Origin of the sequence: Variovorax sp. LjRoot175 (genome assembly GCF_964253805.1) — a bacterium.
GTDB lineage: Bacteria > Pseudomonadota > Gammaproteobacteria > Burkholderiales > Burkholderiaceae_C > Variovorax.
Genome location: NZ_CAXURY020000001.1, coordinates 2,159,173 through 2,183,227, shown reverse-complemented (window position 1 = coordinate 2,183,227; position 24,055 = coordinate 2,159,173). Strand labels below are relative to the sequence as shown.

The following is a 24,055-nucleotide window of genomic DNA, read 5'->3' as shown; positions in this document are numbered from 1 at the left end:
ATGAGCCCCGTCATTGGACGCCATTTCGCGCCCAGTGGCAGGCACCACACTGGTAACGTCCTGTGAACGCCGAGGTCTAGGGCTCGCCGCCCTCCGGCAGGTGGATCAGGCCGGTGTGGAAGTCGTACTCGAACACCTCGCCGTAACGGCCCCATTCGATCGCGGTGCGCAACACGCGTTCGGCTTCCACGGCGTCCAGGCTCTCGCTCAGCAAATGCAGGAACGGCTCCTCGGGCAGTTCCCCGGATGGGGCCTGCTCCAGGCTGTGGCGAATGTGCGCCGCCAGCGGCACGTGGGCCAGCAGCTGCTGGCCGAAGAGCTGCCGGCGCAGCGTGTGCGCACCCTCCACATAGCGCTGTCCCAGCGGCGTGAGGTGCAGGTCGGCATCGGCCAGCTGCGCGAAGCCGAGCAGCGCCAGCGCCTGGGCCAGCGGCAGCAGCTCCTGGTCGGTGAGTTCGGCTTCTTCCGCCAGTTGCGGCAGGTCGGCGCGACCTTGCCGGTCGTCGTCGACCAGCATCTCCAGCAAGGCCTCCATGCGCCCGACGTCGGCATCGGGCAGCCGGTCGCCCAGGTGCATGTGCAGCGGCTCTTCGCGCGCGCGCTCGACGACGGCGGCGCCGGCGGTCATGAGCGTGTAGACCTCGTCGATCAGCGCGCGCACTTCCAGGCTTTCGCCGTCGCGCGGACGCGGCAGCGCAATCGGCAGCTCGGCACGCACGCGGCCCGGGTCGCTGGCGAAGATCAGCACGCGGTCGGCCATGAGCACCGCTTCCTCGATGTTGTGCGAAACGACCAGCATCGCCTTGGTCGGCATGGCGCCGCCGTCCCACAGCTGCAGGATGTCGTCGCGCAGGCGTTCGCCGGTCAGCACGTCGAGCGCGGAGAAGGCCTCGTCCATCAGCAGCACCTCGGGCTCGACCACGAGCGCGCGCGCGATGCCCACGCGCTGGCGCATGCCGCCCGAGAGCTCGCGCGGCAAGGCGCCCTCGAAGCCCGCGAGGCCGATCAGCGCGATGGCCGCAGCAGCACGCCGCGCACGCTCGGCCGGCTCGACGCCGCGCGCCTCCAGCCCCAGCTCCACGTTTTGCTGCACCGTGAGCCACGGGAACAGCGCGAAGGACTGGAACACCATCGCGATGCCGCGCGCCGGACCGTACAGCGGCTGGCCGCGGTAGCGCACGCCGCCGCCGTCCACGCCGATGAGGCCGGCCAGGATGCGCAGCAGCGTCGATTTGCCCGAGCCCGACTGGCCCAGCAGCGCGACGATCTCGCCTTCGGCGAGCCGGAAGTCCACGCCCTCGAGCACCGGACGCGCGGCACCGTCGGCGGAGCGGAAGGACTTGCGAACGCCCTTCAGTTCAACGATGGCTTCGGCCATGCTTGTTCCTCCTTGCAGATCAGAAATGCATCCGGTTTTCGGCCAGTTCGTAGAGCCGGCGCCAGACGAAATGGTTCATGCCCATCACGAACACGCACATCACGCCGATGCCCAAAGCGATGCGCGGGAAATCGCCGATGGCCGTCATGTGGGCGATGTAGCTGCCCAGGCCCGCAGCCTGCAGCGTGGTGTCGCCCCAGGTCACGTACTCGGCCACGATGCTGGCGTTCCACGAGCCGCCGCTGGCCGTGATGGCGCCGGTGACGAAGCTCGGGAACACGGCCGGCAGCAGGTAGCGCCGCCAGCGCAGCCAGCCGCCGAGGCCCAGATTCCGGGCTGCATAGCGCAGCTCGGTCGGCACGCTCGACGCGCCGGCGATCACGTTGAAGAGCAGGTACCACTGCGTGCCCAGCACCATCAGCGGCGCCAGCCAGATGTTCGGATTCAGGTGCCAGCGCACAATGAACAGCACCGCCACCGGGAACATCAGGTTGGCCGGAAACGCGGCCAGGAACTGCGCCACGCCCTGCAGCCGCTCGGCCCAGCGCGGATTCATGCCGACCCAGATGCCCACCGGCACCCACACCAGCGCCGCCAGCGCGATCAGCACCAGCACGCGCGCCAGCGTGTAGAGCCCCAGCACGAACACGTGCACGACCTCGGACCAGCCGACCTCGGTATGGATGAAGCGCACGAGCCAGGCGGCCGCCAGCAGCACGGCCGCGGCCAGCGTCGCGTCCCACACGCGCGCCACGGCAGGGTTGAGCGGCCGCGGGCGGGCCTTGATCGAGGTGCCGTCATGGTCGCGCCGAAAGAACATCAGCGAGCGTTCGAGCAGCCGCACGAAACGCAGCGCGATGTGCTTCAGCCTGTCGGTGCGGCGCAGCCAGGTCAGGAGCCAGGAGCGCGGCGCATCCTCGCCGCCGCCCTCCTCGAAGCGGAACTTGTCGGCCCAGGCGATCAGCGGCCTGAAGAACAGCTGGTCGTAGAGCACGATGCCGACCAGCATGCCGCCGATCGCCCAGCCGATGGCGCCCAGGTCGCGCGCCTCGATCGCCGTCGCGATGTAGGAGCCCACGCCCGGCAGCTTGATGCTCTGGTTTGACACCGAGATGGCCTCGGAGGCGACGACGAAGAACCAGCCGCCGGACATCGACATCATCATGTTCCACAGCAGTCCCGGCATCGCGAACGGCAGCTCGAGGCGCCAGAAGCGCTGCCAGCCCGAGAGCTGGAACACCGCCGCCGCCTCGCGCAGTTCCGCCGGCACGGTGCGCAGCGACTGGTACAGGCTGAAGGCCATGTTCCAGGCCTGCGAGGTGAAGATGGCGAAGATCGCCGCACACTCCACGCCGAGCAGATTGCCCGGGAAGAGCGCGATGAAGCCGGTGACGGTGATCGACAGGAAGCCGAGGATCGGAATGGACTGCAGGATGTCGAGCACCGGCACCAGCACCCGCTCCGCCGCGCGGTACTTGGCAGCCAGCGCGGCAAAGATGCAGCTGAAGATCAGCGATGCGCAGAGGGCCAGGAACATGCGCAGCGTCGTGCGCAGCAGGTAGTACGGCAGCATCCACGGGTCGAGGCTGATCGGCAGCGCCTCTCCCAGCTCGTAGGGCCGCACCATCTGCGAGCCGCCCCAGGCCAGCGCGAACAGCAGCGCCAGCACCAGCGGCAGCAAAGCCCAGTCCCAGCGGTTGCCGCCGGAAGCGACCGTCTGGCGCGGGAAAAAGCGTTTGTCGAGCATGAGGCGGCGGACGCGGAGGGCCGAAGTTCGCAGACCCTGGCCCGCGGCGGGCCGCCATTGTGCCTATGCAACGCGTGCGCGAACCTGACCAAATGCCTCGCTGATCTCGCGCGTGACCTTCAGGAAACGGTCGATGTCAGTGGCCGAATTGCAATGCAGCGGCGACACGCGCACGGCCCCTTCGAGGCCGAAGGAATGCAGCATCCGCTTCGAGTACAGGCTCGTCGCGACGCGTTCATAGACGATGACCCCGCGCTTCTCGTACTCGCGCACGGCCTGGGCGTGCTCGAGATTCTCGATGCCGATGGCCAGGATCAGGTCGCGCTTCGTCAGGTCTTCGTGGTCGAGGAATACCTTCACGCCGTCCATCCGGCGCAGGCCGGCGATGCCCTCGCTGCCGTTGAGCATGCGCGCGAGCAGCGCACGTTCGTGCAGCTCGATGCTCTGAATGCCGCTGGCGAAAAGGGTGCGCCGGTCGTCGCTCGCAACGAACTGGCTGCCGAGCCAGCACACGTAGTTCACGATCTCGGTCACGACGGCGAACTGCCAGGGTGCGGCGCTGCCCAGATCCCAGAAGTCCTTCTTCTTGCCGGCCAGCTTGTGGTGCGGCAGGACCGAGGCGCGTTCCGACAGCCACGACATGCCCGATCCCCTGCAGCCGAAGAACTTGTAGGGCGCGATGTTGATGCCGTCCACCGGCGTCTTCTGCAGATCGATCAGGCCGTGCGGTGCGTGCTGCACGGCATCCACGACGATGTACAGGTCCGGCTTGACGGCACGCGCCTGCTTCACGATCTCGTGGATGTCGAGCTTGGCGCCGGAGATGTTGGACGCATAGATCACGCTCAGCAAGGAGGTGTTCTCGTCGACCAGGCCGACGATCTCTTCCACATCGATCCCGCCGGTGGCAGGGTTGGACTTCGCGACCCGCAGCTCTTTGCCCGTACGCTCGGCGTAGAGGGACATGGCATCGAAAGAGGACGGATGCTCGAGCACGGTCGTCACCATGTTCGTGCCGGGAATGTTCTCGGCCACCGCACGGACCATGTCGAACATCCCGCCCGAGGCCGTGAGGGCGGCGTAGACGCTGCCGCTCTTGGCATTCAGGATCGTGCGAAGGTCTTCCGTTCCCCTGGCCTGGACCTCCTGCAGAAAGATCGCGAGTTCGTGGATGCGCTCCGGGCAATCCGGCAGGGCGTCGATGCGGGCGAACTGATCGACGGCGGCCTTCAATCGGAACGACCCTCCTGCGTTGTCGAAGAAGAGACGTTCGCGGCCATTCATGTCGTGGTCGACGTAGTGGAAGCGGCTCTTCACCTCCTTCATCAATGCGTCGGAAAAGAGTTCGCCTTCAGCGATGTTCATTCTGGTGTTCCATGGTTCGGCAAGAGTTGATTTTCGAAGCGGCCAAATATTTCCAAAAGCGATATTTTTCGATACGATTCGATGAGAAAAAGAGGCCTCGATGATGATGACTTTCAAGCAGCTCGAGGCTCTGTACTGGATCGGCGAACTGGGCAGCTTCGCGCTGGCCGCCCACAAGCTGCACACCTCGCAGTCGGCGGTGTCCAAGCGGGTCCACGAACTCGAGATGGTGTTCGACACCGAGCTGTTCGATCGCAGCCAGCGTTCCGCGCGTCTCACCGACAAGGGCGAGGAGATGTTCGTGCTGGCCAAGAAGCTGCTCGATCAGCGCGATGCCGCGGTCGAGCAGTTCAGCCGGGTCGACGTGATCGAACGCCGCGTTCGCATCGGCGTCACCGAGCTCACGGCGATGACCTGGCTGCCGCGCTGGGTCGAGCTGATCCAGGAGCACTACCCCAAGGTCACCCTCGAGCCGGACGTGGACAGCAGCGTCAACCTGCGCGAGAAGGTGCTGGCAGACGAACTGGACCTGATCGTCGTGCCCGATGCATTCGCCGATACGCGGATTCCCAAGAAGGCGATCGGCAAGGTCGAGAGTGCCTGGATGTGCAAGCCGGGCCTCGTCAAGAGCAGCAAGCCGATCCGCCTGCATGAACTGGCGAGCCACCGCATGCTGATCCAGGGCGTCAAATCCGGGACGGGTCTGCTCTACGACAGCTGGATGAAGGATCTGGGCGTCCAGCCTTCGAACCCCATCGTCATCCACAACCTGGTGGCCTTGATCGGATTGACGATATCCGGCCTGGGCGTGAGCTACCTGCCGAAGGAAGCGGTCAGCCAGATGCTGGAAGAAGGATCGCTGGCGCTGATCAAGGTGACGCCCGCCCTGCCGCCCGTCACCTACGTCGCGATGTACAAGGGCGAGCACCGGAGCTCGCTGCTGGCATCGATCATCATGCTGGCCCAGTCGTGCTGCGACTTCACCCGGATGTTTCAGGCCGTCAAGGGATGACACCGGCAACGCACGAGCCGTCGTCTCACACGCCCTTGTTGTTGGGGTTCTTGTAGACCTCTTTCACCGCCTCGGTCATCGGGAAATTCAGGTTCGCATTGGTCGGAGGGATCGGCTTCATGAACCACTTGGCATAGATCTGCTCGATGGCGCCCGACTTCATCAGGTCGGTCACCGTCTTGTCCACCAGTTCCTTGAACTGCGGGTCGTCCTTGCGGTACATGATGCCGTAGGGTTCCTGGCGCAGCGACTCCGCCGTGAGGATCTTGAAGTCGCCCGGCTTCGGCGACGTGGCGATCAGGCCTGCCAGTTGCACGTCGTCGAGGATGTAGGCGGCCGCGCGGTCGGATGCGAGGAGCAGGAATCCATCCGCCGTGTCCTTCGCGGCCACTTCCTGGACCTCGATGTTCCCGGACTTGCGATAGGCGCGCAGAAGCTGGACGCCGGTGCTGCCTGCGACTGTCGAGACCGTCTTGCCATTCAGCTCGGCCAGCGAATTGATGCCGGAGTCCTTCTTCACAGCGGCCGTGATGCTGGTGACGAAATGGCTCGGGGCGAAGGCCACCTGCTGCTGGCGCTGGACCGTGTTGGTGGTGGTCGCGCAGTCGAGGTCGACGGTGCCGTTGGTCAAGAGCGGGATGCGGTTGGTCGAGGTCAGGATCGTGTAGCGCACCTCCAGGTTGGGCATGCCGAGCCTGGCCTTGACCGCATCCACGATCTTCAGGCAGATGTCGTTGGTGAAGCCGACCGGATCGCCGCCGCCGGCGGGCTTGTAAGAGAACGGGATCTGGCTGTCGCGGCCACCGATCGAAATGCTTCCATTCGCCTTGATCTTGCTCAGCGTGTCGCTTTGAGCCAGCGCGGTCGAGCACAGCAGCGCGGCGCTCAGGCCCAAGGTCAATGAGAGTCGAAATTTCATCGGGAGCTTTCGGGAAGGTTGCGTTGGCGCAAATTCTCGAAGCGAGCACCCGTTTCTAAAAGCGATTTATTTTCATCGACTTGAAGGCCATAAAGTGATCAGTGGCGGCAAGGACTAGAGCGGAAAGGCCTCCAGCCCCTGCTGCCCCTCGGCCCCCTTGACCGGCGTGTGCGCCACGTTCATCACCCAGCAGACCATCGTGAAATAGCCCACCAGCGCGCTGAGTTCGACCACCGCCTGCTTGCCGAAGCGGGCCTCGGCCGCGGCGTAGGTCGGCTCGCTCACGCCGTGGTGGTGCAGCAGCTCCAGCGCGAGATCGAGCGCGAGCTGCTCGTCCTGCGCCAACGGTGCCGCGCGCCGGCCGAGGCGCAGCGCTTCGATGGCCTCGGCACTGACACCAGCCTTGACCGCCGCCGTCGCATGCAGCACCCACTCGAACTGGTTGCCCACGTGGCGCGCGACCGCGCAGGTCACGAGCTCGCGCACGCGCGCATCGAGTTGGCTGTCGAAGCGCAGGTACTCCCCGAGGCTGCCGATGCGCTCCATCAGCACCGGGCTTTGCAGCAAGGGGATGAAGGGACCGAAGACCGCCTTGCGCGGACCATCGATCAGCGCCTGGGCGGCGGCGCGCTGCGCCTGTGACATCGCGTCGGCCGCCGGCATCGGCAGGCGCTCGGCCCAGGGACGGGTATGGCCTTGTTCGAACATGGAGGGATTCCTTTCTTCAACGGAGAGAGACGGGGATCATGCGCGCGCGAAGCAGCCACCATGCGCTTCCGAGCAGCGCCACGGCACCCACGGCCAGCGCGCTGAAGAGGCCGCCGAAGCCTTCCGCGCTGCCGCTCAGTGCGGACGAGAGCACCGGCCCGGCCATCTGGCCGATGGCGAAGGCCGCTGTCATGCGGCCCAGCGCGCGCGTCGGATCGCCCACGGTGCGCGCCCTCGCCTCCTGCATCCCGGCCATGGTCGCGACCATGAAGGTGCCGCCCACCAGCAGCGCGGCCAGCAGCACCGTGAAGGCCGACAGGTGCAGCACCGGCAGCAGGCAACCCAGCGCCATCATGGCGTGGCTCCCGGCCAGCACGTGGCGGCGCGCAACCCGCGCCAGCACCACGCTGGCGAGCAGCGTCGACACTGCGGCCGCCGCGCCGAACAGCGGCCAGGCGGCGCCAAAGACGGCCGGATCGTCGACCACCGCGCGCGCCAGCACCGGCAGAAAGGTGGCCGGCAGGATGTAGCCGAAACCGAGGATGCCGTAGCAGATCACCAGGCCCCATGAGACGCCGCCGGCCGGTGCCGTTGCGGCAGCATTCGCGGGCGCTGCCGATACGATCGCGCCGCGCGGCATCAGCGCTGCCACCGCGAGCAGGCCCACCAGCGCCAGCGCGCCGAGCTGCAGCCACAGCGCATCGGGTGCCAGGCCGGCCGTACCCGCACGCCAGCAATAGAGACCGGCCGCTGCGATGCCGGCGCCGACCCCGGCATACAGCAGGCCGGGACCTGCGGGTCGATCGAAACGCGCCAGCCAGACCAGGCACCAGACGCTGGTGCTCACCAGCGCCCAGGCACTCGCCACGCCGGCGATGAAGCGCAGCAACAGCCAGACCGCGAGCGAGCCGGTCCAGCCCATGGCCGCGGTCGACAGCGCAATCGCGGCCAGCGCCAGCAGTCCAACGCGCTGCGGCGACAGCGGGACGCGCGCAGTGGTGAGCGCACCCAGCAGGTAGCCCGCGTAGTTGGCCGCGGCGAGCCAGCCGCCGGCTGCCACGTCGGCGCTGCCGGCGCGGATCATCAGCGGCAGCATGGGCGTGAAGGCGAAGCGCCCGATGCCCATCGCCATCGCCAGCGCGAGCAGGCCCGCGGTGCAGACCGCGATGAAAGACGGTTGCGGTGCGGTGATCGAAGGGTTCGACATGGGTCGCTATTAGACGCAGAATGCGGATGCTCCACAAATGAATTATCGAGAACAATCATTCTTCATATGAGAACTATCGACCTGGACTCCCTGGAGATTTTTCGCACCGTGGTGGCCGAGGGCGGCGTGATCCGCGCGGCGGGCAAGCTCAACCGCGTGCAGTCCAACATCACGACCCGCATCCAGCAGCTCGAAGAGCGGCTGGGCCACAAGCTGTTCCTGCGCCAGGGCCGCTCGCTCGCGCTGGCGCCCGCCGGCCACAAGCTGCTGCCCTATGCCGACCGCCTGCTGCGCCTGGCCGAAGAGGCGGAGAGCGAGCTGCGCAGCGACCTGCCCTTGGGCACCTTCAAGCTGGGTTCGCTCGAAAGCACGGCCGGCAGCCGGCTCGCGCCGGTGCTCTCGCGCTTCCACAAGCTCTACCCGGGCGTGGTGGTCGAGCTGGTCACCGGTACCACGGGCGCGCTGCTGAAACGGGTGAACGCCTTCGAGGTCGAAGCGGCCTTCGTGTCCGAGCCTTTCTCCGCGCCGGGGTTCGAGACGATCTCGGTGTTCGAGGAAGAACTGGTGCTGGTCACCGCGCGCAGCGTGGCCTCCGTCACGCGACCGGGCGACCTCGCCGGCGCCACGCTGATCGCGTTCGCGCAAGGCTGCTCGTACCGCCGCCTGCTCGAGCAGTGGCTGGGCAAGGGCGGCGTCACGCCGGTTCGTTCGCTGGAGTTCTCCTCCTACCAGGCCATGATCGCCTGCGTGGCCGCGGGCACGGGTTTCGCCATCGTGCCGGTCTCGGTGCTCAAGGCCCTGCGCGCGACGGCCGACGTGCGCCAGCACGCGCTGCCCGAACGCATCCGGACCAGCCGCACCCACCTGGTCTGGCGCGGCACGCCGTCCATGGCGCTGGCGCGGCTGATCGGCATGCTGCAGAAAAGCCTATGAAAAGAGTCCGTTGACTTCGCGCGCCGAGAGCATGTCTGCGCTCATCGCGTCATGACGCCCTTCGTCGAATGCCTCGGCGGCAACGCGGCGAAGCAAGGCGAGCGCAGCCTGCAAGGGACCGCAGCCCAGGCTGACGCGCCGCGCACCGGCGCGCGTGGCCGCGTCCACGGGAAGCGCCCCGGCGTAGCCCGCGTAGACATTCACCGGCAAGGAAACAGCGCGCACGAAGCGCGCCACTTCCTCGGCGCGATCCATCCCGGGCACGAAGATGCCGTCGGCACCCGCCGCGGCGTACCGCTGCGCCCGACGCACGGTGTCTTCGTAGCGCGCCGCCGCATCGTCATTGGCGACAAAGTAGGTGTCGGTGCGCGCATTGATGAACAACTGCGCTTCCATCTGCGCGGCCGTCTTGCGCAGCGCGTCGATGCGTTCGCACAGGATTTCCGGGGGCGCCAGGCGTTGCGTCCCGGGAAGCGCGCCGTCCTCGATGTTCACGCCGACGACGCCCATGTCGATCAATGCGCGAACCACGGCACATACTTCTTCGGTGCTGCGACCGAAGCCGCGCTCGATGTCGACGCTGACCGGAACGCTGGCCACGCGGCAGATGCGTGCGCAAGCGGCGATCAGTTCGCCGGCAGGCATCTGCTCGCCATCCGCATGGCCGAGCGACCAGGCCATGCCGGCGCTCGTGGTGCCGATGGCCCGCGCGCCGGCACGCTCGACAACACGGGCGCTGACGGCGTCCCACGCATTCACCAGGGTCAGCGCGCCCGGGCCGGCGTGCAGTCGATAAAAAGTTTCTGCCCGCTTCCGGGCTTCGATGGATTGCATGTGGGCGAGCTTAGAGACGACACGCGCTGCGAACTTGGAAAAAGCTGCTGTTCGCCGTCCATCACTTTTCCTTTTCCGCGAGCGAATCGGCCGCGCGGCGCTCAGGCCAGGGCGGTGGCGGCCGGCTCGGCACCGGCGATCTGCCGCAGTGCGCGCTCGAACACTTCCACCGGCTGGCCGCCCGAGATGAGGTGCCTGTTGTTGATGATGATGGCGGGCACCGAGTGGATGCCGGCATCGGTGTAGAGGCGCTCGCGCTCGCGGGTTTCCGCTGCGTATTCGTCGCTCCCGAGAATGGCACGCGCCCGTTGCGGGTCGAGGCCGGCTTCGGCGGCCAGGCGCACCAGCAGCTCGGGGTCGGAGGGGTTCTCGCCGTCGGTGTGGCAGGCCTTGAGCAGCGCCTTCTTGAGCGCCACCTGCTTGGCCCCGTCCTCGAGCTCGGCCCAGTGCAGCAGGCGGTGCGCGTCGAAGGTGTTGTAGACGCGCGAGCGGCCTTCTTCGCGGAACTTGAAGCCCACCGCCGCGCCGCGGGCACGGATCGCTTCGCGCGCCTGCGCCTGCTGCTCGCGCGAAGAGCCGTATTTCTGGTTCAGGTGCTCGAAGGCGTCCTGGCCTTCGCGCGGCATGTGCGGATTGAGTTCGAAGGGCTGGAAGTGCAGTTCGGCGCTGATCTCGGGCGCCACACGTTCGAGCGCGGCTTCGAGGGCACCGAGGCCGACGGCGCACCAGGGGCAGGACACGTCGGAGACGAAATCGATCTTGAGGCGGGCGGTCATGGATGTTCCTTTTCTGTCAGAGGCTGCGCCAGAAATCGATCAGCAACTGGCTGAATTCCACCGGCCGCTCGACCGCGCTCAGGTGCGCCGCGTCGATGGTGGCGAGGCGCGCGCCGGGAATGGCGGCAACCATCGCCTCGGACATCGCGAGCGGCGTCGCCTCGTCGCGCAGGCCGGCGATCACCAGCGTGGGCGTGGTGAACGCACGGTTGCTCTCGCGGAAATCGATCGCGCTCACCGCGTCGCAGCTCGCGATGTAGCCGGCGGCGTCGGTGCCGACCAGCGTGTCGTTCAGGCGGCGCGCGGCCTCGGTGCCTTCCGGCGTGGCCACGTACGCCGGCGTGAGCCAGCGCGCCAGGGCGCCGGGCGCGATTGCGGCCACGCCCTGGGCCTGCACGGTCTCGACGCGCGTGCGCCAGGGTGCCTGGTCGGGGTAGTGCGCCGACGAATTGGCGATCACGATGCTCTTCAGCAGCTGCGGATATTTCGGCGCCAGCGCCTGCGCGGTCATGCCGCCCATCGAGAGGCCGACGAAGTGCACCGGCTCGCCCTCGGCTTCGCGCTCGATCAGGGCCGCCGCGTCATCGGCCAGCGCCTGCAGGCTGAACGTACCGGGCACCACTTCCGAGCCGCCATGGTTGCGGTGGTCGTAGCGCAGCACGGTGTGGGCACGGGCCAGCACCGCGGCCGCCTCGTCCCACATGTGCAGGTCGCAACCCAGCGCATGGCTCAGCACGACGATCGGGCCTTCGCCCTCGCGAATGACATTCAAACGGGTCATGGATTTCCTTTGGGCTCTTCGAGCAGGCCTTTCTCGCGCAGGATGCCGGTGGCGATGCCGAAGGCGTGGTTGGCCACCGGCACGCCGCAATAGATGGCTGCCATCATGATCACTTCCTTGATCTCCTCGGGCGAAAGCCGCGATTCGGGCGGGCCGTCGAGCGCGGCGCGCACGTGCATCGCAAATTCTTCGTACGCGTGGATGCCCAGCATCATCGACAGCACCATGAAGCGGCGCGTCTTGTCGCCCAATGCCGGGCGGCCCCAGATGTCGTTCCACGCATGTCGCGTGATCAGTTCCTGGAACTCGCTGTTGAAGGCATTGCGGTTGGCCAGCGACTTGTCGACCCAGGCATCGCCGAGGATGCGGCGGCGGTTGAGAAGACCGGCTTCGTAGTCGGGTGAAGTCATCGTGCAGTGTTTCGTGTGTCGAGTTGAGTTTGCAAGGCCTTGACCTGCGCCAGCGCGATCGTGCCGGCCGGCTCGGCGAGCGCCGGATCAAACCATTTGTCTGCGGCTTCGCGCGGAAGTTCCGCGCGCAAGCGGTCGATGTTGGCACGCATGCGCGCGGCATCGATCTGCAGGCCGGGCAAGGCGCCGGCCAGCGCGCGCACGCTGCCGTGGGCGGACATCAGCAACTGGGGCCATTCGCCCAGCTCGGCCTGCCAGGCGCCGAGCGCGCGCTCGTGCTCTTGCGGCATCGCGGCCAGCAAGGCGGCCACGCGCTGCGGCGCGCGCTGCGCGGCCGCCAGCGCCACCATCGAAGCCACCGGGTTGCGCTTGTGCGGCATCGCCGAGGAGCCGCCGCGTCCGGGCTCGCTGGGCTCGGCCAGTTCGCCGACCTCGTACTGGCCCATGAGCGCGATGTCCTTCGCGATCTTGCCGAGGCTGCCGACCATGAGGCCCAGCTCGCAGCCGAGCGCGATCCATTCGTCGCGCTGGGTGTGCCAGGTCGCGCCCGGGTCGCCCAGGCCCAGCTCCTCGGCCATGCGCTGCCGCACCGCCGGCCCCTGCCCCTTCATCTGCGCCAGCGTGCCCACGGCCCCGCCGAGCTGCAGCTGCAGCGCGCGGCGCGCCGTCTCGGCCAGCCGCGCGCGGCTGCGCACCAGCGGCGCGGCCCAGGCGGCGCACTTGAGCCCGAAGCTCGTGACCGAGGCCGGCTGCATCAGCGTGCGCGCGAGGATCGGCGTCGCGGCATGCCGCTTGGCATGCGCAAGCAGCGCCTGGGCCGCCTTGACCAGGTCGGCCTCGACCAGCGCCACCGCCTCGCGCGTGACCAGCGCCATCGCGCTGTCGATCACGTCCTGGCTGGTGCTGCCGAAATGCACGAAGGGCACTGCCTCGGCATTGAACAAACCCACCGCCTCCTTGAGGCTCTTGACCAGCGGGATCGCCACACTGCCGGCGCGGCCGCTGTCGCGCACGATCTTGGCGACATCGAACAGCTCGACCTTGCAGCTGCCGGCGATCGAATGCGCTGCCGATTCGGGAATGAGGCCCTCGGCTGCCTGCGCGCGCGCGAGCGCGGCCTCGAAGCGCAGCATCGCGCCGACGAAGTTGTGGTCGCTGAATGCGGCCAGGGTTTCGGATGTGGAGAGGAAGCCTTCGAAGATGCTCATGGCAGATAGGCGCTCAATAGGCGATCTGCGCCACGGCCCGCAGGTCTTCCGGCGTCGCAGTGCCGAAGCCGAAGAATTCGAGGTACGCAGGGATCATTTCGAACAGCATGTCGGTGCCGACCTGGACCGCGCAGCCCTTGTCGCGTGCGGCCCGCAGCAGCGGGGTGTACTCGGATTTCATCACGACCTCGCCGACGAAGGTGGACGGCGCGATGCGATCGACGTCGAAGGGTAGCGGATCGCTCTCCTTCATGCCGAGCGGCGTGGCATTGACCACCACGTCGTAGCCGGCGGGGTCGCTGGAGCCGGTGGCGACGCCCAGTTTCGAGTAGTGCGTGGTGAGCCGGCCCGCGAGGGCCTTCGCCGACGCCGCGTTGGCGTCGAAGAGCGAAAGCTGCGCGACGCCGGCCGCGGCCAGCGAGGCGGCGATCGCCGAGCCCACGCCGCCGCAGCCCGACACCAGCACGCGCGCGCCTTCGAGCGCGCGGCCCTTGCGCAGCACGCCGCGCACGAAGCCGGCGCCGTCGAACTGGTCGCCCACGAGCGTGCCGTCGGCGCGCTTCAGCACCGCGTTGCAGGCGCCTGCGATCCTGGCGGCCGGCGTCAGTTCGTCGACCAGGTCCATGGTCGTGATCTTGTGCGGCATGGTGACGAGCGCGCCGCGGATGTTGGTGAGCCGGAACAGCGACGCGAAGGCGGCCGCATAGTCCTCGGCCTTGATGCCCATCGGCACCACCACGGCGTCGATGCCCTGCTGTTCGAACCAGGGGTTGTAGATCATCGGCGCCTTGAAGCTCTCGGTCGGATAACCGAGGTGGGCGATGAGGGTGGTCTTTCCGGAAATCGTCATGATGGGATTGCGACCCGAAGGCCGGTATGCGCGGCCTCGGCGACCGCAAGGGTGACAGCCAGCGTGCGCATGGCATCGCGCACGGTGACACGGGGCGGCACTTCGCGCCGCACCACGGCGCAGAAATGAGCGAGCTGGCGCGCGAGCGGATCGGTCTCTTGCATGTCGACCCTGCTGCGTACCATCGGGCTGAACCACGAGGCCGCGCCCGTGTACTCGAGCACGCGCAGGGTGGGCACCTGCAGCGAGCCGTGCGTGCCGGCGATGATGTAGCAGTCCTGGTCCGCATGGTGGTCGTAGGCCTTGTTCTCGCCCGAGGTCTGCTCCCAGCTGCGCGGACTGGCCGCAGCATCCGACAGCATGAAGGTCCCGAGCGCGCCGTTGGCGAAGCGCAGGTTGATGGCGACCGTGTCCTCCACCTCGAAGCCGCGCGCCGCATGGGAAGCGAAGGCCTGCACCTCGACGATCTCGCCCACCAGCGCGCGCAGGTTGTCGATCTCGTGCACCAGGTTGATCAGGATCGGCCCGCCGCCCTTCTGCCGGCGCCAGGCGGTCTCGAAGTAGTCCTCGGGCTTGTGGAAGGTGGCGCTGGCCGTCACGGCCACCAGCTTGCCGAGGCGGCCGCCGGCGATGGTCTCGCGCGCGGCTTCGAGAACGGCGCTGTGGCGCCGGTGATGGCCCACCAACACCGGCACGTTGGAGGCTTCCACCGCCGCGGCCAGCCGCTCGGCTTCCGCCACGGAATCGGCCACCGGCTTCTCCACCAGCGCCGGCACGCCGGCCGCTACGCAGGCCAGTGCACCGGGCACATGCAGCGCGTTCGGCGTGGCCAGGACCACGCCGTCGGGCCGCGCCGCGGCCAGCAGCGCTTCGAGGTCCGGGTACAGCGGCACGCCGGCCTCGGCCGCCAGCGCAGTCGCGCTCGGGAACGGGTCGGCAAAGCCGATCAATTCGCAGGCGCTGTTCGCGACCATGCGCATCCAATGCGCCCGGCCGATCAGGCCGGCGCCGGCGATCGCGAGGCGCAGCTTCCTGTCCATCGCACCCTCTCCTCAGACCGTGACGGCCGGCGCCGCGGCGGCATGCGCGCCGCCGAGGAACAGGCGTTCGATGTTCGGATCGGCCAGCAGTTCGGAGGCCGGCTTGTGCAGCACCAGCCGGCCCGATTCGAGCGCGATGGCCTCGTCGGCCATCTTCAGCGCGCTCTTCACGTTCTGCTCGACCATCAGCACCGTGGTGCCCTGGTCGGCAAGCTTGCGCAACAGCCTGAACACGTCCTGCACCACCATCGGCGACAGGCCGATCGAGGGTTCGTCGATCAAGAGCACCTTGGGCCGCAGCAGCAGCGCACGGCCGACCTCGAGCTGCTTCTGCTCGCCACCGGAGAGCGAAGAAGCCGCGCTGTTCATGCGCTCCTTCACGCGCGGGAAGAGCTCGAGCACTTCGGGAATGCGCTCGTGCGTGGTCTTCATGCCCAGCGTGATGCCGCCGAGCTCGAGGTTCTCGTAGGCCGTCAACTGGCCGAACAGATTGCGCCCCTGCGGCACGAAGGCAATGCCGTGCTTCACCAGCAGGTCTTTGGGACTGGCGCCGGTGATGTCTTCGCCATCGAGCAGGACCCGCCCGTTGCGCACCTTGAGCAGGCCGAACAGCGTCTTGAGCACGGTCGACTTGCCCGCGCCGTTGGGCCCGAGCAGCAGCGTGATCTTGCCGCGCCTGGCCTTGAAGGACAGGTTATTGAGGATCATGAAATCCTTGTAGCCCGCCAGCACGTTGTCGAATTCGATGCAGGTGTCGGTGGTGGTCATGATCAATTCCCGAGATAGGCGTCGAGCACCTGCTTGTTGGCGCGGATCTCGGCCGGCGTGCCGATCGCCATGACCTTGCCCTCGACCATCACCATGATGCGGTGGCACAGGTCCATCACGAAGTCCATGTTGTGCTCGATCACGACGAAGCTGCCGCGGCGCGTGCGATTCAGGTCCTTCAGCAGGGTCGAGAGTCCGCCGACCAGGCTGGGATTGACGCCTGCGCAGGGCTCGTCGAGCAGCACCAGGTCGGGCTCGCTCATGAAGGCCATGCCGATGTCCACCAGCTTCTGCTGGCCGTAGGAGAGCGTGCCGGCCTTCTTGTTCGCGACGTGGCGGATGCGGAACTGGTCGATCAGCGCGTCGGCCTTCGGCCCCAGGCCCGAGTCGCCGGGCGCGAACATGCGGCTGAACATGCTGCCCTGGTGTTCCTGCGCCGCGACGATCAGGTTCTCGCGCACCGTCATCTTGCCGAACACCTGCAGCGTCTGGAAGGTGCGGCCGACGCCGCGCCGGTTGAGCTCGAGCGGACCCAGCTTGGTGACGTCCTCGCCCTTGAGTTCGATGCGGCCGGCATCGGGCGTGATCTGGCCCAGCATGCTGTTGAACAGCGTGGTCTTGCCCGAGCCGTTGGGACCGATCACGCCGAAGATCTCGCCGGGGCGCACCTCGAAGCTCACGCCGCCGACGGCCTGGATGGCGCCGTAGGCCTTGCTGAGATCGGTCACGCGAAGAACCGGCACCACTTGCTGCTCCGGCACGATAGCTTCCGCAAGCACGGCGTTCATGTGGCAGCTCCCATGCTCGCGGCAGCAGCGGAGCGCGCGGCCGAGGCCTCGCGCGCTTCGCGGCGTGCCCGGATCCGATCGGGGATCGAGAGCAGGCCGTCCGGCAGCCAGACCATCAGCACCACCACGGCGGCGCCGAACAGCGGCAGGTACCAGTCGGCCACGCCCGGCACGTCGCGCAGCCACTCGGGCACGATCACGCCGACGGCCGCGCCCAGCACCGGCCCCCAGAAGTAGCCGGGGCCGCCGACCACCACCATCAGGTACATCATGATCGAGGCCGCCACGGTGAAGGGCGCCGGCTCGATGAACTGCACCAGCGAGGCGAACAGCGCGCCGGCGATGCCCGCATAGGCGGCGCCGATGGCAAAGCTCAGCAAGGTGTAGCTGCGCACGCTGATCCCCAGGCTCTCGGCGCGGATCGGGTTGTCGCGCAGCGCGGTGAAGGCCTTGCCCCAGGGCGAGCGCAGGAGGCCCCACAGCAGGAGCGCGAGCAGCACGGCGACGGCGAGCACGAAGTAGTAGTAGGCCAGGTTGCCCTCCAGCGACAGCCCGGCCAGCTCGGGCCGCGGGATGTTGTTGATGCCGAAGGTGCCGCCGGTCAGCCACTCCTCGTTGCGCATCAAGAGCCAGATCGCGGTGTTGAAGCCCAGCGTGGCGAAGGCGAGGTAGATCGCCTGCACGCGCAGCGCCGGAAAGCCCAGCACGAGGCCGACCGCGAAGCACAGCAGCGCCGCCGCAGGCAGGCCCAGCCAGAAGCTGATGCCGGCCTTCATGAGGATCGCCACCGTGTAGGCGCCGATGCCGAGGAAGGCCGCATGGCCCAGCGACTTCTGGCCCGCATAGCCCACCGTCAGGTTGAGCCCCATGGTGGCGATGATGAACACCAGCCAGTAGCTCAGCAGGTAGATGCCGTAGTTCTTGAGGAAGTTGGGCGCGATCAGCAGCGCGGCCGCAGCCACGGCGATCAGCGCGAGGTGCATCTTCTTCATACCTTGCGCTCCTCTTTCTTGCCCAGCAGGCCTTGCGGCTTGAACAGGATCACGACCATGAAGATGACCAGCGCCACCGCGTCCTTGTAGGCCGGCGAGATGTAGGCCGAGGCCAGGTTCTCCGCCACGCCGACGATCAGGCCGCCGAGCAGCGCGCCGCGCGAGTTGTTGAAGCCGCCGATGATGGCCGCGAAGAAGGCCTTGGTGCCCAGGCCCTCGCCCATGTCGAACTTGGCGAGGTAGGTGGGCGTGACCAAGAGCGCCGCCGCCACCGCCAGCGCCGCATTGATGGCGAAGGTGTAGAAGATCATGCGCGGCACGTTGATGCCCAGCACGCTCGCGCTCTCGGTGTTCTGCGCCACGGCCTGCATCGCGCGGCCGGTCACGGTCTTCGAGATGAAGGCCTGCGTGGCCAGCACGATCGCCACCGCCAGCCCGAAGGTGCCGAGGTCGGCCATCGTGACGGTGACCCCCGCCACGTTGAAGAGCTTGTCGGCGAAGAGGCTGGGGAACGGATGGGCCTCGGCGCTGTAGCCGGCGCGCACGCCGTTGCGCAGCGCGATCGACAGGCCGATGGTGGCCACCACGATCGGCATCATCCCGAACTTGAACAGCGGATCGACCAGACCGCGCTTGAAGAGCCAGCCCAGCACGAACACCGCCACCACGATGGTCAGCACGAAACTCAGCGAGAATGGTGCGCCGAAGGACATGAAGGCGAGCATCGCGAAGGCCGGCAGCATCACGAACTCGCCCTGCGCGAAGTTGATGGTGCCGCTGGCCTGCCACAGCAGCGTGAAGCCCAGCGCAGCCAGCGCATAGATGCTACCGGTGGCCAGCCCGCTCAAGAAGAGCTGGATGAAGTCCGTCATGGCGGGGCTACTTGGCGGCTGCGCCCAGGGCCGGCAGCGTGGCGATCACTTCCTGCTTGCCGTTCTTCACCTCCACCATGAAGCTTTCGCGGTCGAGGTCGCCGTTGGCGTCGACGCTGACGTCCATCAGCACGCCGGGCTGCTGCGCGGTGCTTACCTTTAGGCCGTGCAGCGCGGCGGCCACGGCCTTGCGGTCGAGCTTGCCGGCCTTCTCGATCCCAGCCTTCAACAGGTAGATGCCCGAGTAGCCCTTCATGCCGTTGTGGTCCGAGACGTACTTGTATTCCTTCTCGAACTTGGCGCGGAAGGCGCGGATGGCCGGGTTCGGCGCGTCGACCGTGAGCCCCACGTGCGCGATCGCGCCGTTGGCGGCCTCGCCCGCGAGGTCGATCACCTTCTGCCCGGTGAGCGTGGTCTCGCCGATGATCGGCTTGGTCCAGCCCTGCTTGCGCAGCTCGCGCAGCAGGCGCGCCGACTCTTCCTCGTTGCTGTAGGCGAAGAGCGCATCGGCATTGCTCTGCTTGGCGCGCAGCACCGCGGCGGAAAAGTCGATCTGGCCCGGCTCGGTCGAGATCTCGGCCGCGATCTTCACCGGCGTGGCGGCCAGCGCCTTCTTCATCGAATCGAGGCCGCCCTTGCCGAAGTCGTTGTTCACGTAGATCATGGCCAGCGTCTTCGCCTTCAGTTGCTGGTCGATGTAGCGCGCGACCTTCGGCATCGCGGTGGTCTGCGTGAAGCTGGTGCGGAAGATGTACTTGTTGCCCTGCTGCGTGATGCTGGCCGCCTCGCCGCCGGTGAAATTGGGAATCTCGGCGCGGCGGCTCTCGGCCATGCTGACCATGATCGAGCCCGAGAACACGGGGCCGAAGATGGCGAAGACCTCGTTGTCCACCGCCTTCTGCGTCAGGCCCTTGGCGACGCCGGGATTGCTCTGCGTGTCGCTGGTGCTCGACTCGATCTTCTTGCCGAGGATGCCGCCCGAGGCGTTGATCTCCTTCACCGCCAGCTCGACGCCGTTCTTGAAGTTGGTGCCGGCGGTCGCACCGCCGCCCGAGAGCTCCACGATGTTGACGATCTTGATCGTGTTCTGCGCGAAGGTGCCTGAAGCGCCCGCGGCCACGGCACAGGCGGCGATGAGTTGGATCGCGAATCGACGCGACTGAACGATGGTCATGCTTGTCTCCTTGGGGTTGAATTGCTGGTACTCACGTGGCTCTCGCTGATCCAGCGCGCGCTCTTCATGGCGCGCTGGCCGACCACCATGGGGTCGGAATTCACATAGTCGTCGTTGAACACCTCGAAGGTGTAGTGGCCGCGGTAGCCCTTGTCCTCGAGCAGCTGCACCAGGTCGCGCACGTCGTGCAGGCCTTCGCCCGGAAACAGGCGCTGGTGGCGCGCGAGCTCGATCATGTCGGCCTGGCGGTCGCTGTACTCGAAGAAGTAGTCGGCCAGCTGCACCAGGAAGATCTTCTCGACCGGCACCTGGGCCAGCTGCGCGAGCGTCTCGGGCGTGTCGTCGCCATGCACCGACATATGGAAGGAATCGAGATTGAGGCCCACGTTCTGGCGGTTGCAGCGCTTCACGATGTCCCAGGCCTGGTGCCAGCGGTTGACGTGGCGGCCCCAGGACAGGGCCTCGTAGCAGATGCGGATGCCGAGCGGCGTGGCCAGCGTCGCGAGCGTGCGCAAGTCTTCGGCCGCGCGCTCCGGATCGTCGATGGCCAGCGGCGAGGTGGTGGAGCACACCAGCAGCAGGTCGGCGCCGACCAGTGCCATCTGGCGCAGCTGTTCGCGCGCCATCTCGAGCCGGTGCGGCCGCATGGCGTCGGGCGCGCATTCGAAATCGCGCAGCGGCTGGAAGTCGGTGACCTTGAGGCCGCTGGCCTTCACCAGTTCGGCCGCTTTCTCGACGCCGGCGGGGTGCGCGATCAGGTCGCGCGCCCACAGCTCAACGCCGGAAAAACCCGCGGCTTTCATGCATGCGAGCTTGTGCCCGAGGTCGCCGCCCATGGTGACGGTGTTGAAGCCGAAACGGTCGAGGGAGATGGCCATGATGCTTTGCGCGCGCCCTTTCAGGCCACGGTGTCGGAGTGGTAGCGCAGCGGGGCGTCGATCTCGGCCGCCATTGCGGCTGGGTAGATCAGCTCGCGCAGGAAACGCGCGTCGTCGCGCACACCATGCGCCGCGGCCGTCTGGCCGAAGAAGTCGAGGTAGTACGGCATCTGCTGGATCAGCATCTCGAAGCCGGCCTGCGCGTTGAGCCCGCGCGCGCGGGCGGCGCGCACCAGCGGCGTGGGCTGGTTGCGCAGCAGGATGTCGAATAGCGCCGCGTGGGCGTCCATGCGCTCCACGTCCACCGGCAAGGCGTCGCCCTCCTTCAGGCCCATCGGCGTGGCGTTGATGACCAGGTCGTAGCCTTCGGGATCGCTGCTGTCGACCGCGACCGTGGTCGCGTCGAAGAAGGCATCGAGCTTGGCCGCGACCCCTGCTGCCTTGCCGGCCGAGGTGTCGTGGAAGGCGATGTGCTCGGCGCCGTGGACCGTGCCGCCCTCGGCCAGCGCGACGCCGATGGCCGCGGCGCTGACGCCGGCACCGAGGATCAGCACGCGCTTGCCGCGGAACGGGATGTTGTAGTGGTCCAGCGCGCCCAGGAGACCCTCGCCGTCGAAGAGATCGCCCTCGAGCTCGCCGTTGGCGATGCGCCGCACCACGTTGACGGAGCCGGCGACGCGGCCGAACAGGCCGGCGCCGTCGAGCAGGTCCACCACCAGCGGCTTGTGCGGCGGCGCGATCACCATGCCGCGCACGTTCCTGGCGAGGAAGGCGGCCTTGACGAAGACCGCGAAGTCGCGCGTCGCCACCTGCACCGGCGCCATCACCGCGTCGATGCCGAAGCGCTCGAAGACGCTGTTGAACATGCGCGGCAGGCGCACGTTGGTCACCGGATCGCCGGGGAGCAGGTAAAGGTCGGTGCTGCCTGCAATGGAGGGGAACATGATGGCGTCTCGCTCGGAGTTGTTCGGCTATCGCGCAATTTGGCAGGAATGGTCGCTAATGTAGGGTTCCCACTTGCACGATCCAAGTCGGTGGCGCGAGAATAGCGCGCTGATCGTTCTACAGTGATCGATCATCGAACGATTCCAGGGTTTGTCCTCAATGAACCTCGACACTCGCCCCGCCCCACCCGAACTCGACAAGCGCGACTGGATCGCCGGCCTGGAGCGCGGCGTGTCCATCATCGAGGCCTTCGACGACGCCCACCCGCGCATGACGGCGAGCGAAGCCGGCCAGCGCACCAGCATGACGCGCACCGCCGCGCGCCGCTACCTGCTTACGCTGCAGCACATGGGCTACGTAGCGGGCGACGGCAAGCTGTTCTGGCTGACGCCGCGGGTGCTGCGCCTGGGCCAGTCCTACCTCGAATCGGCACGCCTGCCGCGCATCGTGCAGCCCTTTCTGCAGCGGGTGGCCGCCGGCACGCACGAGATCGCGTATCTGAGCGTGATGGACGCCGACGAGGTGGTCTACATCGCGCGCAACGGCCCCAACCGCAGCATGAGCACCGGCTATGTACTGGGCGCGCGGGTGCCGGCGCAGGTCACGGCCTCGGGCATGCTGATGTTGGCGATGCGCGGCGACGAGGAACTCGGCCACTGGCTGGCCACGCACGAGCTCACCGTCTTCACCTCGCACACCATCGCGAGCAAGGAGCGCATGAAGCTCGAACTCGCGCGCATCCGCGCGCAGGGGTGGGCGCTCTCGGAGCAGCAGCTGGACCTCAATTCGCGCGGCATCGCCGTGCCGCTGCGCGACCGGCACGGCGACCTGGTGGGCGCACTCAACATCACGATGCCCATGGGCCATGAAAGCAGCGAGGACGCGGTCGCCCGCGTCCTCCCGGTGTTGCGCGAAACGGCGCAGGCGATGCGCAACCTGATCTGATCGCGCTGCCAACTACCGTTCGGCCTGAGCTTGGCCTGCCCTGAGCTCGACGAAGGGTCGAAGCCACGCGCAGCCCTTCGACAAGCTCAGGGCGAACGGGGTTTCCATCAGACCGCGGCCTTCGCCATCCTCGCGTCGGCCAGCGTCTGTTCGCGCAGGCGCTCGTATTCCGGCTTCGGCACGGGCGCCGCGTCGGGATTGCCGAGGTCGTTCATGTGGATGCGATAGGTCTCGCGGGCGCTCAGCGCGGCGAGTGCCGAGATGACCGTGATGCCGAAGGCCAGCGAGCCCACGATCAGCGGGATGTTGGCCGCGCCAGGAGGCGCCACCGTGGCGAACAGCGCCGGCAGCATGGCGGTGGCGGCGGTGCCGATGTTCTGCGAGATCGCCATCGCCGAGACGCGAGTGCGGGTCGGGAACAGCTCGGGGTAGAAGCTCGGGAACACCGCGTTGTAGCCCTGGTAGACCACGCCCCACATCAAAAGCGACATGCAGATCGCGAGCGGCACGTTCTTGATGCTGATCGCGTAGAGGTAGCCGAAGGCCAGGAGGCCCGAGGCCAGCGCGCCGAAGACGATGGGCGGCTTGCGGCCGATGCGGTCCGAGAGGTTGCCGACGTATGGAATGACCAGCACCGCGAGGATGTTGCCGAGCACGGGAATCCACAGGTAGATGTCCTTCGCGAAGCCGATGCCGTAGGCGGACTGCACCGCATAGGCCGCGCCGAAGATGGTGGCGACCACGGGGATCACATTCATCAGCGCCATCAGCACGACGCGCAGCATGTCCCTCCAGCTGTACTTGAAGGCGTCGACGATCGGCGAGCGCGGGCGCTGCTGCTTGCTGCCTTCCTCGGCGAAGGCGGGCGTCTCGTCGACCTCGCGGCGGATGATGTAGCCGGCGACGATGACGATGAAGCTCAAGAGGAAGGGAATGCGCCAGCCCCAGCTGTTGAAGGCATCCTCCGGCATGTAGTGCGCGAGCGGCAGGAACACCGCCGCGGCCAGGATCTGGCCGGCCTGCACGCCCTGCAGCGTGAAGCTGGCGAAGAAGCCGCGGCGCCCGAAGGGCGCGTGCTCCAGGATCATCGAGCTGGCGCCCGAGATTTCCCCGGCCACCGCGAAGCCCTGGACCAGGCGGCAGATCACGAGCAGCACCGGCGCCAGCAGGCCGACCTGGTCGTAGGTGGGCAAGAGGCCGACGGCGATGGTCGAGAAGCCCATCAGGAACATGCACAGGATCAGCACCTGCTTGCGGCCGTGGGTGTCGCCCCAGTGGCCCAGGAAGAAGGCGCCGATCGGGCGCGCCACGTAGCCGACGCCATAGGTCGCGAGCGAGGCGACGATGGCGATATTCGGATCGCCCTTGGGAAAGAAGATCTGCGGAAAGATCAGCGCTGCTGCGGTGGCGTAAATGAAGAAGTCGTAGTACTCGAGGGCCGAGCCGATCCAGCCGCTGGCAGCGGCCTTCTTCGACTGGTGCCGGCCTTGCGGCTCGTGCTCCTGGGGTTTGCTCATGTGTGTCT

24 protein-coding genes are annotated in these 24,055 nt (G+C 67.4%); 3 read left to right on the top strand and 21 right to left on the bottom strand.

The features are described 5' to 3' along the window. Window positions 1-76: 76 nt before the first annotated feature. The 3 genes from ACSQ89_RS10995 to ACSQ89_RS10985 all read right to left on the bottom strand — a co-directional run bounded on the left by ACSQ89_RS10995 (window position 77) and on the right by ACSQ89_RS10985 (window position 4,490). Window positions 77-1,378 carry an ABC transporter ATP-binding protein gene (locus ACSQ89_RS10995; RefSeq protein WP_436295184.1) on the bottom strand — a complete coding sequence of 434 codons (1,302 nt, stop codon included), beginning with the start codon at window positions 1,376-1,378 and terminating at the stop codon, window positions 77-79. 19 nt (window positions 1,379-1,397) lie between these two features. Next, complete coding sequence (locus ACSQ89_RS10990) at window positions 1,398-3,125, bottom strand: ABC transporter permease (RefSeq protein WP_093109389.1); 1,728 nt, start codon at window positions 3,123-3,125, stop codon at window positions 1,398-1,400. A 63-nt stretch (window positions 3,126-3,188) separates the two neighbouring features. After that, complete coding sequence (locus tag ACSQ89_RS10985) at window positions 3,189-4,490, bottom strand: aminotransferase class V-fold PLP-dependent enzyme (RefSeq protein WP_436295185.1); 1,302 nt, start codon at window positions 4,488-4,490, stop codon at window positions 3,189-3,191. Window positions 4,491-4,596: 106 nt separating this feature from the next. Here ACSQ89_RS10985 and ACSQ89_RS10980 point away from each other — a divergent pair, with 106 nt between their 5' ends. After that, window positions 4,597-5,502, top strand: a complete 906-nt coding sequence (locus ACSQ89_RS10980) for a LysR family transcriptional regulator (RefSeq protein WP_093109443.1) — start codon at window positions 4,597-4,599, stop codon at window positions 5,500-5,502. A 25-nt stretch (window positions 5,503-5,527) separates the two neighbouring features. Here ACSQ89_RS10980 and ACSQ89_RS10975 read toward each other — a convergent pair whose 3' ends face one another. From ACSQ89_RS10975 to ACSQ89_RS10965, 3 genes are all read right to left on the bottom strand, one after another. Continuing rightward, window positions 5,528-6,421, bottom strand: coding sequence for an amino acid ABC transporter substrate-binding protein (locus tag ACSQ89_RS10975; RefSeq protein WP_436295186.1), 894 nt, complete (start codon window positions 6,419-6,421; stop codon window positions 5,528-5,530). 114 nt (window positions 6,422-6,535) lie between these two features. Further along, entirely contained in the window at window positions 6,536-7,129 is a 594-nt protein-coding gene (locus ACSQ89_RS10970; RefSeq protein ID WP_436295187.1) for a carboxymuconolactone decarboxylase family protein, read from the bottom strand. Window positions 7,130-7,145: 16 nt separating this feature from the next. Continuing rightward, window positions 7,146-8,336 carry a YbfB/YjiJ family MFS transporter gene (locus ACSQ89_RS10965; RefSeq protein ID WP_436295188.1) on the bottom strand — a complete coding sequence of 397 codons (1,191 nt, stop codon included), beginning with the start codon at window positions 8,334-8,336 and terminating at the stop codon, window positions 7,146-7,148. A gap of 66 nt (window positions 8,337-8,402) precedes the next feature. On the opposite strand from ACSQ89_RS10965, the gene ACSQ89_RS10960 reads away from it, so the two are divergent. Beyond that, entirely contained in the window at window positions 8,403-9,269 is an 867-nt protein-coding gene (locus tag ACSQ89_RS10960) for a LysR substrate-binding domain-containing protein (RefSeq protein ID WP_436295189.1), read from the top strand. Here ACSQ89_RS10960 and ACSQ89_RS10955 read toward each other — a convergent pair. The 14 genes from ACSQ89_RS10955 to ACSQ89_RS10890 form a co-directional block, all read right to left on the bottom strand. Then, window positions 9,264-10,103, bottom strand: coding sequence for an isocitrate lyase/PEP mutase family protein (locus tag ACSQ89_RS10955; RefSeq protein WP_436295190.1), 840 nt, complete (start codon window positions 10,101-10,103; stop codon window positions 9,264-9,266). The genes ACSQ89_RS10960 and ACSQ89_RS10955 overlap by 6 nt on opposite strands. 101 nt (window positions 10,104-10,204) lie before the next feature. Then, window positions 10,205-10,879, bottom strand: coding sequence for a DsbA family oxidoreductase (locus ACSQ89_RS10950; protein ID WP_093109396.1), 675 nt, complete (start codon window positions 10,877-10,879; stop codon window positions 10,205-10,207). A gap of 16 nt (window positions 10,880-10,895) precedes the next feature. Further along, entirely contained in the window at window positions 10,896-11,660 is a 765-nt protein-coding gene (locus ACSQ89_RS10945; protein WP_436295191.1) for an alpha/beta fold hydrolase, read from the bottom strand. Further along, window positions 11,657-12,070, bottom strand: coding sequence for a carboxymuconolactone decarboxylase family protein (locus ACSQ89_RS10940; RefSeq protein ID WP_093109398.1), 414 nt, complete (start codon window positions 12,068-12,070; stop codon window positions 11,657-11,659). The genes ACSQ89_RS10945 and ACSQ89_RS10940 overlap by 4 nt, the downstream gene beginning before the upstream one ends. Then, entirely contained in the window at window positions 12,067-13,278 is a 1,212-nt protein-coding gene (pcaB, locus tag ACSQ89_RS10935) for a 3-carboxy-cis,cis-muconate cycloisomerase (protein ID WP_436295192.1), read from the bottom strand. Before pcaB ends, ACSQ89_RS10940 begins: the two co-directional genes overlap by 4 nt. Window positions 13,279-13,291: 13 nt before the next feature. After that, window positions 13,292-14,128 (bottom strand): shikimate dehydrogenase family protein, encoded by an 837-nt coding sequence (locus tag ACSQ89_RS10930; protein WP_093109400.1) that lies wholly within the window; start codon window positions 14,126-14,128, stop codon window positions 13,292-13,294. Next, a complete protein-coding gene (locus tag ACSQ89_RS10925; RefSeq protein ID WP_436295193.1) occupies window positions 14,125-15,168 on the bottom strand; it encodes a Gfo/Idh/MocA family protein in 1,044 nt (347 codons plus the stop codon). Before ACSQ89_RS10925 ends, ACSQ89_RS10930 begins: the two co-directional genes overlap by 4 nt. Before the next feature lie 12 nt (window positions 15,169-15,180). Continuing rightward, complete coding sequence (locus ACSQ89_RS10920) at window positions 15,181-15,936, bottom strand: ABC transporter ATP-binding protein (RefSeq protein WP_093109402.1); 756 nt, start codon at window positions 15,934-15,936, stop codon at window positions 15,181-15,183. 2 nt (window positions 15,937-15,938) lie between these two features. Next, window positions 15,939-16,724, bottom strand: a complete 786-nt coding sequence (locus ACSQ89_RS10915; RefSeq protein WP_170855684.1) for an ABC transporter ATP-binding protein — start codon at window positions 16,722-16,724, stop codon at window positions 15,939-15,941. Continuing rightward, window positions 16,721-17,716 (bottom strand): branched-chain amino acid ABC transporter permease, encoded by a 996-nt coding sequence (locus tag ACSQ89_RS10910; RefSeq protein ID WP_093109403.1) that lies wholly within the window; start codon window positions 17,714-17,716, stop codon window positions 16,721-16,723. Before ACSQ89_RS10910 ends, ACSQ89_RS10915 begins: the two co-directional genes overlap by 4 nt. Next, window positions 17,713-18,588, bottom strand: coding sequence for a branched-chain amino acid ABC transporter permease (locus ACSQ89_RS10905; protein ID WP_093109404.1), 876 nt, complete (start codon window positions 18,586-18,588; stop codon window positions 17,713-17,715). The genes ACSQ89_RS10910 and ACSQ89_RS10905 overlap by 4 nt, the downstream gene beginning before the upstream one ends. A 7-nt stretch (window positions 18,589-18,595) precedes the next feature. Beyond that, complete coding sequence (locus ACSQ89_RS10900) at window positions 18,596-19,762, bottom strand: ABC transporter substrate-binding protein (protein WP_436295194.1); 1,167 nt, start codon at window positions 19,760-19,762, stop codon at window positions 18,596-18,598. Further along, complete coding sequence (locus ACSQ89_RS10895) at window positions 19,759-20,640, bottom strand: sugar phosphate isomerase/epimerase family protein (RefSeq protein WP_436295195.1); 882 nt, start codon at window positions 20,638-20,640, stop codon at window positions 19,759-19,761. The genes ACSQ89_RS10900 and ACSQ89_RS10895 overlap by 4 nt, the downstream gene beginning before the upstream one ends. Before the next feature lie 20 nt (window positions 20,641-20,660). Continuing rightward, window positions 20,661-21,584, bottom strand: a complete 924-nt coding sequence (locus ACSQ89_RS10890) for a shikimate dehydrogenase family protein (protein WP_436295196.1) — start codon at window positions 21,582-21,584, stop codon at window positions 20,661-20,663. Window positions 21,585-21,744: 160 nt separating this feature from the next. On the opposite strand from ACSQ89_RS10890, the gene ACSQ89_RS10885 reads away from it, so the two are divergent. Continuing rightward, the gene (locus tag ACSQ89_RS10885; RefSeq protein ID WP_436295197.1) at window positions 21,745-22,530 is read left to right on the top strand and encodes an IclR family transcriptional regulator domain-containing protein; all 786 of its coding nucleotides are present in this window, start codon (window positions 21,745-21,747) and stop codon (window positions 22,528-22,530) included. A 107-nt stretch (window positions 22,531-22,637) separates the two neighbouring features. Here the strand turns inward: ACSQ89_RS10885 and ACSQ89_RS10880 are convergent, their stop codons facing one another. Continuing rightward, window positions 22,638-24,047, bottom strand: coding sequence for an MFS transporter (locus ACSQ89_RS10880; protein ID WP_093109409.1), 1,410 nt, complete (start codon window positions 24,045-24,047; stop codon window positions 22,638-22,640). Window positions 24,048-24,055 lie beyond the last annotated feature (8 nt).